We start from the raw sequence: 13093 nt of genomic DNA, 5'->3' as shown, positions 1-13093 counted from the left end.
GGGCCTACAATTAAACGTAGGCCGGGTAAGGCAACGCCGCCACCCGGCAATCAAGGCGCACGGTAAAACGGCTTATCCCCCAGGATAGTCGCCCGCTGCATAATCCTTCGCTGCGGCAGGTAATCCGCATTGGCGTAATGCTGCGTGACGCGGTTATCCCAGATCGCCAGATCGTTCTCCTGCCAGCGCCAGCGCACCTGGAACTCCGGTTTGGTGATGTGCGCGAACAGGAAGCCGAGCAGCGCCTCACTCTCTTTTTCCGCTACGTCCACGATACGCGTGGTAAACCCTTCATTCACAAACAGCGCCTGTTTGCCCGTCACCGGATGGGTACGCACCACCGGGTGCAGCAGCGGGGGATGTTTTGCGACCGCATCCAGCCAGCGCTGGTGCTCCTCTTCGCTTTTGCGGTACTTGTACTCCGGGAACGATTTTTTGAAGTCATGCTCCGCCCGCAGGCCGCTCAGCAGAGTCTGGAGCGGCGCGGAGAGCGCCTCAAACGCGGCAATCCCGCTGGCCCATAGCGTATCCCCACCCGTTTCCGGCAGCTGTTTTGCTGCCAGAATCGCCCCGGCTGGCGGTGTGTCGATAAAGGTAACGTCCGTGTGCCAGTTGTCATTATCGGGCGGGTTATCGTTATGGGTGTCCAGCACGATAATTTCCTCCACCCCTTCCGCATGCGGGTAGACCGGATGGATATGCAGGTCGCCAAAACGCAGGGCCAGCGCGCGCTGCTGCTGTGGGGTAATGGCCTGTTCGCGCAGGAACACCACCTGATGACGCAGCACCGCGTGGTACAGCTGCTCAAACTGGTTATCGCTCAGCGGACGGGTTACGTCCAGGCCCGAGACCTGCGCGCCAATATATGGCCCCAGCGGGGTAATGGTCAGTCGTTCACTCATTGTATTTCTCCATGCCAGGGCGTCAGGCGACGCTGTAGCGCGCGCAGTCCCAGTTCTAATCCAAAGGCAATCGCGGCGATCACCGCGATCCCTGCCAGTACCACGTCAGTCGCCAGGAACTCTCCCGCCGACTGCACCATAAACCCAAGGCCGCGCGTGGCGGCTATCAGCTCTGCCGCCACCAGCGTAGACCAGCCCACCCCAAGGCCGATGCGCAGCCCGGTCAGTATCTCCGGCAGCGCGCCTGGTAAAATGACGAACAGCAGTATCTGCGCGCGGCTGGCGCCGAGCGACTGCGCCGCACGTATGCGTACCTGCTGCGCACTTTTTACGCCAGCCAGGGCCGACATGGCTACCGGCGCAAATATCGCCAGGTATATCAGTAAGATCTTTGACGTCTCGCCGATGCCAAACCAGATCACCATCAGGGGCAGGTAAGCCAGCGGCGGGACGGGACGGTAAAGCTCTATCAGCGGGTCGAGAATGCCGCGTACCGTCGGGCTCAGTCCCATCGCGATCCCCACCGGAACGCCAATAATGACCGCCGCCAGCAGCGCCACCAGAATACGCGTCAGACTGGCGCCTAAATGCTGCCAGAGCGTGGCATCCATAAAGCCCTGCGGCCCGGCGATAGTAATCAGTTTTTCCAGAACCTGACCTGGCGGGGGCAGAAACAGCGGGCTGATCCACTGCTGCGCGGCAACCGCCCACCATACCGCCAACAACACCACCAGCGTGCCGACGCTTAAGGAGAGCTGGCGAGAGAACGGCCAGCGTAATGCAAGGCGCGTCCGCCGCGTTTTTTCACTGAAAACAATGCTCATGAGAACGCCTCCCGTTGCTCAAACACGCGGCTTAAGACGTATTCACGCTGTTCAATAAACAGCGGATCGGATTTGATGCTGCGTACCGGCTCTCCCGCCACATAGCGGCGGGCAAAGTCAAGCGGCAGGCGCTCCAGCACGCGTCCCGGCCCCGGTGAGAGCAGCACCAGCTCCGTCGCCATAAACACGGCCTCTTCGATATCATGGGTGATTAACAGCACCTGCTTGCCGGTTTCGTGCCACAGGCGCAGCAGCAGGGTTTGCATCTGCTCGCGGGTGAAGGCATCCAGCGCCCCGAAAGGTTCGTCCAGCAACAGCAGCTGTGGGTTAGCCGCCAGCGCACGGGCGATCCCGACGCGCTGACGCTGCCCGCCTGAAAGCTGCCAGATAAAGCGTTTTTCAGCCCCCTCCAGCCCGACCTTTTTCAGCATATCGCGCGCCGTTTTCAGGCGCTGTTCACGCGCTACACCGGCCAGTTGCAGACCAAATGCAACGTTTTCCTGCACGTTTCGCCACGGGAGTAGTCCTTCATTCTGAAAGACCACGCCGCGCTCTGCGCCCGGCCCCGTTACCCGTTTCCCTTCCAGTTGGATCGTGCCGTGCTGATACGGTACAAACCCGGCGATCAGGTTCAGCAGCGTCGTTTTCCCGCAGCCGGACGGTCCCAGCACCACCAGCAGTTCACCGCTGTCCAGCGTCAGGTTGATCTCTTCCAGGGCGGGTTTGCCGCCGTAATCGGCAGACAGGTTTGTAATGTTCAGCATTGCAGCCCCCTTATTTCACGAAGCGATCGGTCACGAACTGGCTGTAATCCGCCGCCACCGCAGGTACTTTGCCCTGCTCTTTCAGGAACGTGGCAGTATCGACAATCGCTTTGCTCACCGGCCCGTTCAGCTGCTGGACCTGCTGCACAGGCGTCAGATAGGTGTTGCCTTTTACCAGCCCCGGCACGTCAGCTTCCGGCACGCCGCTCAGACGTGAGAGTTTCTCCAGGTTGGCGGGCTGTTTCAGCCATTCATCCGGGTTGCTGATGTATGGCTGCTGTGCGTCGATGGCGCTTTTGGCGAAGGCTTTCACCACTTCAGGGTGTTTCTCGGCAAAGTCCTTACGTACGACCCAGACGTCAAGGGTTGGCGCGCCCCACTGCCCCACTTTTTCGGAGTCGGTCAGCACGGTGCCCTCTTTTTCAAGCTCGTTGACGGCGGGCGCCCAGACGTATGCTCCGTCGATGTCGCCACGCTGCCAGGCGGCAATAATCGCCGGAGGTTGCAGGTTGATGATCTGCACCTGGCCCGGCTTAATGCCCCAGTGTTTCAGCGCTGCCAGCAGGCTGTAATGCGTGGTGGAGATAAACGGCACCGCGATGCGTTTGCCGATCAAATCTTCGGGTTTCGTGATAGTTTTCTTCACCACCAGCGCTTCGGAATTTCCGAGCTGCGACGCCAGCAGGAAGACTTCAATCGGCACCTGCTGGCTGGCGGCCACCGCCAGCGGGCTGGAGCCCAGGTTGCCAATCTGCACATCGCCCGAGGCTAACGCCCGCACAATCGCCGCGCCGCTGTCGAACTTGCGCCAGTCGACATTCGCCCCGCTCGCTTTGGCAAAGGTGTTGTCCGCCTGCGCGACTTTCGCCGGCTCAGCGGAAGTCTGATACGCGACGGTGACGTCCACCGCCTGCGCCTGAAATGCCCACAGCGCCAGTGCGCCGAGAAGTGTGATCCGCGATGAAATTGCCATAATGTCTGCTCCCCTTGTTGTTATGAGGGCAGTATTTCCGGCGCGAGAATTTTGATAAAGGAATAAAAAAGAATCGCTAATGACGATTCGTTTTTAGAAAAAAAGCGGGAAAGGATAGTGAATTTTGTGCGGTTGTTTCGCCGGGTGGCGCTGCGCTTACCCGGCCTACGGTTCGTGCAATTTGTAGGCCGGGTAAGGCGCAGCCGCCACCCGGCAAAGACCTCAGCGCTGAACCGTCAGCGCAGCAATATCCTGCGGCGTGGTGCGACAGCAGCCGCCAATCAGCTTCGCACCAGCATCCAGCCACTGCGGTAAATACCCCGCCAGCGTCTCGCAGGCGTCACCGTGGTGATGCCAGGTTTTGCTCACCGCATCATAATGCTCGCCGGAATTCGGATAGACCACCAGCGGCAGCGACGTCAGGCTGTGCAGATGCGTCAGCGCCGCGGTGGTGTTTTCCAGCGCGATACAGTTGATCCCCAGCGCGACAACCTGTGGATAGCTTTCGAGCGCAGAAACGACATCCCGCAGCGGCGTCCCGTCACTCAGATGCTCGCTGTCACGCAGGGTAAATGAGAACCATGCCCGGGCGCGAGGATACGCCGTCAGCATCGCCGCCAGCACCTTAATCTCCGGGAAAGAAGGCAGCGTTTCACAGGCCAGCAGATCCGCGCCCGCATCCAGCAGCGCCTCCACGCGGGGACGGTGGAACGCGGTGAACTCTTCAGCGCGACGCACATAATCGCCGCGATATTCAGAGCCATCGGCAAGGTACGCGCCGTACGGCCCTACCGACCCCGCCACCAGCAGCGTGCCCGCCTGCGCATTCTCTGCCAGGTACGCTTCCCGCGCTTTGCGTGCCAGCTCTACGCTTTTGCCAATCAACGCCCGGGATTGCGCCTCGTCGAGCCCGCGTGCGGCAAAGCCCGCAGGCGTGGCCTGATAGCTGGCGGTGATCGCCACCTGTGCCCCCGCGCGGTAATAGTCGAGGTGCACGTCCCGGATCAGCTCCGGGTTTTCCATCAGCACTTTGGCCGACCAGAGGCTGTCGGCAAGGTTACAACCGCGCGCTTCCAGCTCCGTTGCCATCGCCCCATCCAGCACGACAAACGGCTGGTTTTCAAGGAGGGCGGTAAGCGGATTATTCTGCGACATGTTCAGGCTCCTGCGTGGTCAGGTTTCGGGTCAGGTAGTACGCACCATAACACAGGGCGACAAACGGAAGCCCGCAATAAAGGGCAATACGCTGGCTGGGGTCAAACCACAGGCCGACGCAGGCCACCAGACAGAGGATAAAGCCAAGCACGGGCACCAGCGGATACCATGGCGCGCGATACTGCAACGCCGAAAGTGGCTGCCCGGACTGCACGTGACGGCGACGAAACACGAAGTGTGACGCGCAGATGCTGATCCACACCGCCACCACCGCAAAACCGGAAATGGCTGACAGGGCCACAAACACCGTATCCGGCGCGACCACGCTGGAGAACAGCGCCAGCACGCCACCCAGCATGGAAACGGAGAGCGCCGTCAGCGGCACGCCGTTTTTGTTGACGCGGGCAAAGCAGCGCGGCAGCGTTTTCTCGTTAGACAGAGACCACAGCATACGGCCAGAAGCGTATAGGCCCGAGTTCGCCGCCGAGAGGATCGCCGTCAGGATCACGAAGTTAAAGATATCCGCCGCATACGGAATGCCGACCTTTTCAAACACCACCACGAACGGGCTTTTCTCCACGCCAGCCTGCTGCATCGGTATCAGCGCCGCCAGCACAAATACGGTGCCAATAAAGAAGATGATGAGCCGGGCGATGGTGGTGCGAATAGCAACCGGAATAACCTTGTGTGGGTTTTCCGTTTCTCCTGCCGCGATGCCGATAAGCTCCGTTCCGGAGAAGGCAAAGTTGACCGCCACCATGGTCATCAGGATCGGCAGACCGCCGTGCGGGAACCAGCCTTCGGCAGTAATGTTGCTTAAGCCCGGCGCCGGTGAACCGTCCTGCATCGGGATAAAACCGAAGATCGCCGCCCCGCCGAGAATAATGAAGGCGATGATGGTGATGACTTTCACCAGCGAGAACCAGAATTCCCCTTCGGCGAAGAAGCGCGTGGAAATGACGTTAAGAGCAAAAATCACCACGCAAAAGACGACGCACCACGTCCAGACAGGAACCTGCGGGAACCAGTACTGCATACAGAACCCGGCTGCGGTAAAACTCGATCCCAGCGCCACTGTCCACGTTAGCCAGTAGAGCCACGCCACGGTATACCCTGTCGCCGGGCCGAGATAACGAGCGGCGTAGACGTGGAACGCGCCGGTTTCCGGCATCGCTACGGAAAGCTCGCCCAGACACTGCATAACCAGCCAGACCACCAGCGCACCAATAAGATACGCCAGCAGCGTGCCCGCCGCGCCGGTTGTCGAAATGATGTATCCGGTATTGAAGAATAACCCTGTGCCGATAACGCCCCCCAGCGAGAGCATAATCAGGTGACGGGTTTTCATGGTGCGCTTAAGCTGCCCGTTTTGTTGTTCTGTTTGCATATTACCTTCTAAACGTATGGACATCTAAACATCCAAAGAAGGGTGTTATACCGCGATTGTTAACAAAAAGCCACCCGGCACGACTTCGGCGCAATTATTGGTAAATCTTTAAATCAGTTCTATAGTCGACACAGTTTCTTCTTCACCAGGACTCACTATGCGATTTAACGGACTGACCAAAGGTTTCTTTATTCTCATCCTGGCCCTTGTTACCTGGGCTTTCTTTGACGTGCTGTCACCCTATTTCTCGGCGATTCTGTGGGCCGCGATCCTGACCATCATTTTCAACCCGGTGAAAAACAAATTGCGTACCGCGCTGGGCGATCGCAACGGGCTGGCTTCCCTCCTTACACTCGGCATTATCTGCCTGATCGTGTTTATTCCGTTGATGGTGATCCTTTCCTCGCTCGCGGTGGAACTGAACATGGTTTACACCAAGCTGCAACAGAACAACACGCAGTTCCCGGAAGTCATCGCCGGTATCTTCAATCGCCTGCCGGACTGGGCCAGCGGCTTCCTGGCGGATCACAACCTGACCAACGCCGCGCAGATTCAGAAAAAGCTTTCCGATGTCGCGTTACAGGGTGGACAGTATCTGGCGGGAAGCGCGTTCCTGATTGGTAAAGGGACGTTCGGCTTTGCTATTAGCTTCGGCATTATGCTGTACCTACTGTTTTTCCTGCTCAAAGACGGGCCCTATCTGGTGCGCCAGATCCTCGACTCGCTGCCGCTGTCTGACTTCGCCAAACAGCACCTGTTCGCTAAGTTTGTCGGCGTCTCGCGAGCCACGGTAAAAGGTACGGCGGTCGTGGCGGTGGTTCAGGGTACGCTTGGCGGTATCGCCTTTGCCATCGTCGGTATTGACGGTAGCGTACTGTGGGGAGCGCTGATGGCGTTCCTCTCCCTGGTGCCCGCCGTCGGCTCGGCTATCGTCTGGGTTCCCGCCGCGATCTTCCTGTTTGCCACTCACCAGCTGTGGCAGGGTCTGTTCATTGTGGGCTTTTTTGTCATTATCGTCGGGCTGGTGGACAACCTTTTACGTCCGCTGCTGGTGGGCAAAGACACCAAAATGCCGGACTACCTGATACTGATCACCACGCTCGGCGGTATGGAGCTGTACGGCATTAATGGTTTTGTGATTGGGCCGCTGATTGCCGCCCTGTTTATCGCCTGCTGGAACCTCTTCTCCGGCCGCGACCACGCAGGCAACGCCGAGGAGCTGGACGCAGACTTTATCGAAGAGGGAAAAAACCCTCCGGATCTCTAACGAAACGCGTTTTGTCAGGCGGCCCTGTGCCGCCTTTTTTTTCGCGATAAATCAGGGGTTTTCTATAATCTGAAATGAACGCTCTTCCACATTTGTCGTAGAAGGATCCAACAGGTGCGAATCGCCACGATCACAAACTGGGCCTATGGTGTCACGGTGTGCCTGACCATTGCCTCCGGTATCGTCATGCTGATGGCTTCCCATGCCGACAACGTAGAGCGTCAGGCTGTTAAGCAACGACAAATTTTTGACCAGCTTACGGAAGAGATTGAAGCAGAAACCTGGATGCTCTCCGATTTAGCGCGCCTTTACGCCATCAAAAAAGAGCCCGATGTGCTGAAAGCGTACTAGGCGAAAGAAGGTGAACTGAAGAATATTGAACACAAAGTGGGACAGTTAAAAGATACGGGCGCAACGGGCGAAGAGCTGGCGCTGCTGTATGAAGGGCTGAAGATTGTTGATGGCCTACAGGATGAACAGCAGGCAGCAATTGCCAGCGTCGCCCGGGGTGAGGAACAACAGGCCATTGCGTTACTCTTCGGCAAAATCTACGAACTTGAAACGGAACGCGCCCAGAGCAAGATTGACCATTTTCGTATGCTGCTGGATAAGCGCATTATTGCCGATGTCCAGGCGGCGACCAACACGTCGAAAACGCTGCGTACCGCCTCAGAGGTGATGGTCGGCCTGACCGCCCTGCTCTTCTTATTCGTGATGGGCTTTATTCTCAAGCACCGCGTGCTGCGCCCGGTAGTGCGCCTCAGCGATGTGGTTCACCGCCTGGCCTCACAGGATTACGGCGTCGAAACGCCCAATTTCAACCAGATCGATGAGATAGGCGATATGGCGCAGGCCATTCGCATTTTCCGCGAGAACGGGCTGGCAAGGCAGCGGCTTGAAAAAGAACGCGACGCAGACTGGGCCATCCGCGAGCTGCTCGCGCGAATGACCCAGCGCTTGCAGGGGTGCGAGAACGTCAGCGACGTGATTGAGGTGGCAGAGCTGTTTGCTCCCAACATTGCGCCGGGTATCGCCGGACGTCTGTATATCCTGGATCGAAACCCGTGGGAGATGCGCTGTGCGGCGGAATGGTTATCTCCACAGGGAGAAAAAAATGCTTTCCACCCCGATCAATGCTGGGCCATACGCCGTGGTCAGAGCCACCCACCGGTCAACGGCGAGCCGGATATCGGTTGCCAGCATCTGCCTGAATCACAAAAAGACAGCTCACTGTGCGTGCCGCTCATTGCGCAGGGGGAAGCCATTGGTTTGCTGTCGTTTCAGAACATCACGCCTGAAACGGCGCCGTCCCGCGCATATCTCGAATTAATGGCGGAAGCCCTGGGTCTGGCGCTGGCCAACCAGCGTCTGCGCGATGCCCTGCTGGAAAAAGCGCTATTCGACCCGCTCACCGGCTTGCGTAACCGCCACCACCTGGAAGATACCCTGCGCACTCAGATAGCTCAGGCAATGCGCAATGATGAGCCGGTGAGCTGCATGATGATCGACATCGATCACTTTAAAAGCATTAACGATCGCTTCGGCCATGAGGCTGGCGATCATGTGATTAAGAGCGTGGCGACAATTGTTCAGCGTGCCGTGCACGATGCCGGCCTGGCCTTCCGCTTTGGTGGCGAAGAGTTTCTGGTGCTGCTAACGGGTGCGGATGAGGAAGCGGCTCACGCCTGCGCAACGGAGATTTATAACGGCGTCCATACGCTGTCGCTGCGCTATGGGCTTGCTGAGATTGGCCCGGTGGATGTGTCGATCGGGATCGCCAGTTACCCGCAGCACACCCAAAGCGACGACCTGCTGCGCGCAGCAGATGTGGCGCTTTACCGGGCGAAAGAGTTGGGGCGCTCGCGGATCGTCAGTTTCAGTATGCTGGAGACGGGTTAACCGAAACTCAGTGCAAATGACGTCAGAGGTACTCGCACTCTCTTATTCCCTCACATTGAGGGTGCGTTATCATTCTTTGTACAAATAAATCAATCTTAACGATGCCACCATTGATAAAAAATGGGGGTGCGTAAATATATCAATAAATCAAAGCGATCATTTTTTAAACTCGGGTGGCTTATTACACTGACTTTTTATGTTTTAAAAAACGTAAGCTCCAGCCAGCGGTCTGCAATCACGAGGCAAAAAACCGCTATCGTTTTGATTTTTATGATTTTAATCAAGTAGCGTTTGCAAAAAGACGTGGCGTTCAACAAAATAGACAAACTTATAGGATAAATAACTTATAATTCTTATACTTCTGTGAAAAAAGAGGAGGCTAATATGCGAATAATCCTAATGCTGTGCTGCTTTTTGGTACAAAGTTTAGGCTGGGCTGGCGAACTGCCAAAACCTGTGGGCAAACCCATTTTAACCATTACCGGTAATATAGAAAATACGAACGAAAATGGAAAAGCCGTTTTTGATATTGCCAGCCTTGAAAAACTGGGGATGGTGAGTTTCCAGACGACCTCTCCCTGGTATAATGGCCGCACGAAGTTTGAGGGTATCCCGATGCGCAAACTCATGGAGTATGTGGGTGCAAAGGGTTCTGTCCTGAATGTGGTTGCACTCAATGATTACACGACCGTCATCCCTCTCAGCGACTTCCAGAAATACAACGCCATCCTGGCTTTAAAGGTCAATGGCGAATATATGCGCATCCGCGATAAAGGTCCGTCATTCATCGTCTACCCTTATGACAGTCTTCCTGAACTCAATAATCAGATTTATTACTCGCGATCGGCATGGCAGGTCAGCAAAATGAAGATTGAATAGTAGTTCAGGAGAACATAATGAACAGGATACTGGTTGGTATCATTTTTTCTCTTTTTATCACTACGGGATATATAGCCTTTCTTGTCTACGACCGTCAGCAGGAGTTGCAAAAACTGACTCACTACACTGAGTCCTGGTCTGTAGCCCAACTGGTATCTGAATATTACCGATTTGAATCATGGATTGGACTGTACGCAACCGAGACTGATGACGTTACGGTAGACCAGGTTCGCATGCGCCTGGAAATCATGCTGAGCCAGAATGATTTATTGAAAGAGGGCGGCCTGGGTCGTTATATAAACAGCGACAAAGCGCATCAGACGCTCGCCTTACGCCTGGAAAACATACTGAACTATCTGGATGCTCATCTTGAGAAAATGAGCCGTTCAGAGTTAAAGCTCTATCTGAAAAATATGCATTCACTGGATGCCCCGCTAAGCCAGCTTTCATCAACGGCTTTAACAAAAGATGTTAATACAATCAATGAAACTAACCTAAAAATACAGGTTCTATATTATATTTATTCAGCACTTTCGCTGTTACTGGTTATTTTAAGCTTCATACTGGGCTTTTTGATTATCTATCAAAATAAAAACATTCTCAAAGCACATACACAGGTTAAAACGCTGGCTGAAGAACTTCAGCTGTCCAAAGAAACCCTGCAAATCCAGAATACAAAACTGGAATACGATGTTTATCATGACTCCCTTACCGGCATGAAAAACCGTCTTTTCTTCTGGGATGATCTCAATAAACTTAATCTACAGGCTGAGGAAAAACATATTTCGGTCACGGTGATGTTATTCGATTTAGACCGGTTCAAAGAGGTGAATGATACCTACGGTCATGATGCTGGCGATTTACTGTTACGTGAGGTATCCACGCGCCTTAACGCTTTGAGCCGCTTTTCAGAGACATTTTATCGTTTGGGCGGCGACGAATTTGCGTTTCTCTCCAGTGGCTTAACCGAAGCCGCAGCCGTTTCACGCGCGCGAGAAATCAGTGATAGCATCAGCAAGCCCTATACAATTAATAATCAACTCATCAAAATAGCCACCTGTGTGGGTATTGTTTTATCGGATAACGAACGACGTTCAGATTACCTTTATAAATTTGCCGATCTGGCGCTCTATGAAGCCAAGAAAGAAGGTTCTCAGCAAATCAAAGTCTTCCGCCAGCGAATGCTACAGAAGTTGCAGGAGAGCAGAACCCTTGAAAATGATATGGCAAGAGCAATAGAGAATGATGAGTTTATTGTTTATTACCAGCCTATTGTGAATTCCGTCAGCAAGGAAATTTACGGCTATGAAGCGCTTATTCGCTGGATGCACCCCGTCAAGGGGATGCTCTCCCCGGATAGCTTTATTTTCGCCGCTGAAAAAACAGGCATGATCAACGAGATAGGTAAAACTGTACTTAAGCTGGCCTGTAGGGAAGCGGTCTCCTGGGCTGTTCCGGCCAGGATCTCCGTCAACGTCTCGCCTGTTCAATTGGGCAGCAAATCATTTATTAATACGGTGCAGTCCGTTCTGGCTGAGACCGGGCTACCGGCTAATCGTCTTGAGTTAGAGGTCACAGAGTCATCCCTCTTCAGTGACAGAAATAACCCCATTACGATCCTCAAAAAACTCCGCGCACTGGGCGTAAGAATTTCTATTGATGATTTTGGCACGGGTTATTCGTCGCTCTCCAGACTCAGCGAACTGAATTTTGATAAAATCAAGATCGATAAATCTTTTGTCAATCCGATATCTACGCAGGAAGATGCGCTTAATATTGTGAAGCTGATTACCGGTATGGCTAAAAGCCTTAATATGGGCGTCATAGCTGAGGGCGTTGAGACCGAAGAGCAGCTTGAGCGGCTTCAGGCTCTGGGTTGCGAGCTTGTGCAGGGATATCTTTTCAGCAAACCACAGCCTCAGGTCGACAGCAAAATTAAGAGCGGCCAGGAATGATCCCCTCTCCTCAGCCCGATACCAACCGGGATCACATTTTTCGCCCCTGGGTATTCACTGACAATAACCAGGTGTTATCATTCACCCCGTAAATACCTATCAACTCAAACCGAGGCTTTGATGCTGGAGAATGTAATCATCCGATAATCAGCTTCCCGACCTTTCCAGGCCGGACTGATTATCAATGCGCCGAAATCGTATGCGGACACCGCTGTGTGTTTGCACGTTTTGCACATGATGATTAAACAGGTTTTCCAGTATGAATTTATCCCGTCAGGAACAACGTACCTTACACGTTCTCGCCAAAGGTGGTCGAATCGCGCACGTCCGCGATGCATCAGGCCGCATCACCGCCGTTGAATGCTACACCCGCGAAGGGCTGTTGCTCACCGACTGCACCCTCGCCACCTTCAAAAAACTCAAAACCAAAAAACTGATCAAATCCGTCAACGGCCAGCCCTATCGGATCAACACCACCGGGCTGAATAACGTTCGCGCTCAGCTTGATAATCGCTAAGGAGAGTTTCAATGACAGCACACCACTTCACTTTTTATATCACAGACGAAAGTGATGCCAGTGATATCCGGGAAGTCGAAACCCGCGCTTTTGGCTTCAGCAAAGAAGCCGATTTAGTGGACTCTTTACTTGAAGATGAAAGCGCGCGCCCTGTGTTATCTCTGCTGGCCCGACATGAAGGCAAAGCCGTCGGGCATATCTTATTTACCCGGGCCACATTCAAGGGCGCATCTGATGCCCCTCTGATGCATATTCTCGCTCCCCAGGCGGTTATACCAGAATACCAGGGTATGGGCGTAGGCGGATTGCTTATCCAAAACGGAATTGAGCATCTGAGAGCACTGGGAAGTCAGGCGGTATTTGTTCTGGGGCATGCCGCTTACTACCCGAGACATGGGTTTGAACCGTGCGCCGGAGATAAAGGCTATCCAGCACCTTATCCCATTGCCGAGGAGCATAAAGCCTGCTGGATGCTGCAGTTTCTTTCGCCCCAACCGCTGGCTCGAGCGGGCCAGATACAGTGCGCCCGGGCGTTAATGAAACCAGAGCACTGGCGAGAGTAATCAATAAG

At 54.7% G+C, this 13093-nt stretch carries 11 protein-coding genes and 1 pseudogene; 6 read left to right on the top strand and 6 right to left on the bottom strand.

From position 1 onward, the window contains the following. Positions 1-50: 50 nt before the first annotated feature. The 6 genes from tauD to mmuP form a co-directional block, all read right to left on the bottom strand. The gene (gene tauD, locus ACJTMZ_RS20190) at positions 51-902 is read right to left on the bottom strand and encodes a taurine dioxygenase (protein WP_017694443.1); all 852 of its coding nucleotides are present in this window, start codon (positions 900-902) and stop codon (positions 51-53) included. Beyond that, positions 899-1726 carry a taurine ABC transporter permease TauC gene (gene tauC / locus ACJTMZ_RS20185; protein WP_047718012.1) on the bottom strand — a complete coding sequence of 276 codons (828 nt, stop codon included), beginning with the start codon at positions 1724-1726 and terminating at the stop codon, positions 899-901. The genes tauD and tauC overlap by 4 nt, the downstream gene beginning before the upstream one ends. Beyond that, positions 1723-2490 (bottom strand): taurine ABC transporter ATP-binding subunit, encoded by a 768-nt coding sequence (gene tauB, locus ACJTMZ_RS20180; RefSeq protein ID WP_045344607.1) that lies wholly within the window; start codon positions 2488-2490, stop codon positions 1723-1725. The genes tauC and tauB overlap by 4 nt, the downstream gene beginning before the upstream one ends. Before the next feature lie 10 nt (positions 2491-2500). After that, positions 2501-3463, bottom strand: a complete 963-nt coding sequence (tauA, locus tag ACJTMZ_RS20175) for a taurine ABC transporter substrate-binding protein (protein WP_032652671.1) — start codon at positions 3461-3463, stop codon at positions 2501-2503. Positions 3464-3685: 222 nt separating this feature from the next. After that, the gene (gene mmuM / locus ACJTMZ_RS20170; RefSeq protein WP_015571328.1) at positions 3686-4618 is read right to left on the bottom strand and encodes a homocysteine S-methyltransferase; all 933 of its coding nucleotides are present in this window, start codon (positions 4616-4618) and stop codon (positions 3686-3688) included. Continuing rightward, positions 4605-6005 carry an S-methylmethionine permease gene (gene mmuP, locus ACJTMZ_RS20165; RefSeq protein WP_023303171.1) on the bottom strand — a complete coding sequence of 467 codons (1401 nt, stop codon included), beginning with the start codon at positions 6003-6005 and terminating at the stop codon, positions 4605-4607. The genes mmuM and mmuP overlap by 14 nt, the downstream gene beginning before the upstream one ends. A gap of 157 nt (positions 6006-6162) precedes the next feature. Here mmuP and ACJTMZ_RS20160 point away from each other — a divergent pair, with 157 nt between their 5' ends. The 6 genes and pseudogenes from ACJTMZ_RS20160 (at position 6163) to ACJTMZ_RS20135 (ending at position 13085) form a co-directional block, all read left to right on the top strand. Beyond that, positions 6163-7272, top strand: a complete 1110-nt coding sequence (locus ACJTMZ_RS20160) for an AI-2E family transporter (RefSeq protein WP_017383139.1) — start codon at positions 6163-6165, stop codon at positions 7270-7272. A 114-nt stretch (positions 7273-7386) separates the two neighbouring features. Then, a pseudogene (locus ACJTMZ_RS20155) lies at positions 7387-9171 on the top strand (diguanylate cyclase). Positions 9172-9555: 384 nt separating this feature from the next. Further along, positions 9556-10050, top strand: coding sequence for a molybdopterin-dependent oxidoreductase (locus ACJTMZ_RS20150; protein WP_032652666.1), 495 nt, complete (start codon positions 9556-9558; stop codon positions 10048-10050). 17 nt (positions 10051-10067) lie between these two features. Beyond that, positions 10068-12005, top strand: coding sequence for a bifunctional diguanylate cyclase/phosphodiesterase (locus ACJTMZ_RS20145; RefSeq protein WP_045327882.1), 1938 nt, complete (start codon positions 10068-10070; stop codon positions 12003-12005). A 259-nt stretch (positions 12006-12264) separates the two neighbouring features. Beyond that, complete coding sequence (locus ACJTMZ_RS20140; protein WP_047057905.1) at positions 12265-12522, top strand: YjhX family toxin; 258 nt, start codon at positions 12265-12267, stop codon at positions 12520-12522. A gap of 11 nt (positions 12523-12533) precedes the next feature. Next, complete coding sequence (locus ACJTMZ_RS20135) at positions 12534-13085, top strand: GNAT family N-acetyltransferase (RefSeq protein ID WP_047057906.1); 552 nt, start codon at positions 12534-12536, stop codon at positions 13083-13085. The last annotated feature ends 8 nt before the right edge of the window (positions 13086-13093 follow it).

This window comes from Enterobacter sp. DN (assembly GCF_046054285.1).
Taxonomy (GTDB): domain Bacteria; phylum Pseudomonadota; class Gammaproteobacteria; order Enterobacterales; family Enterobacteriaceae; genus Enterobacter; species Enterobacter hormaechei_C.
This window is presented reverse-complemented; position numbering and strand designations above follow the sequence as displayed.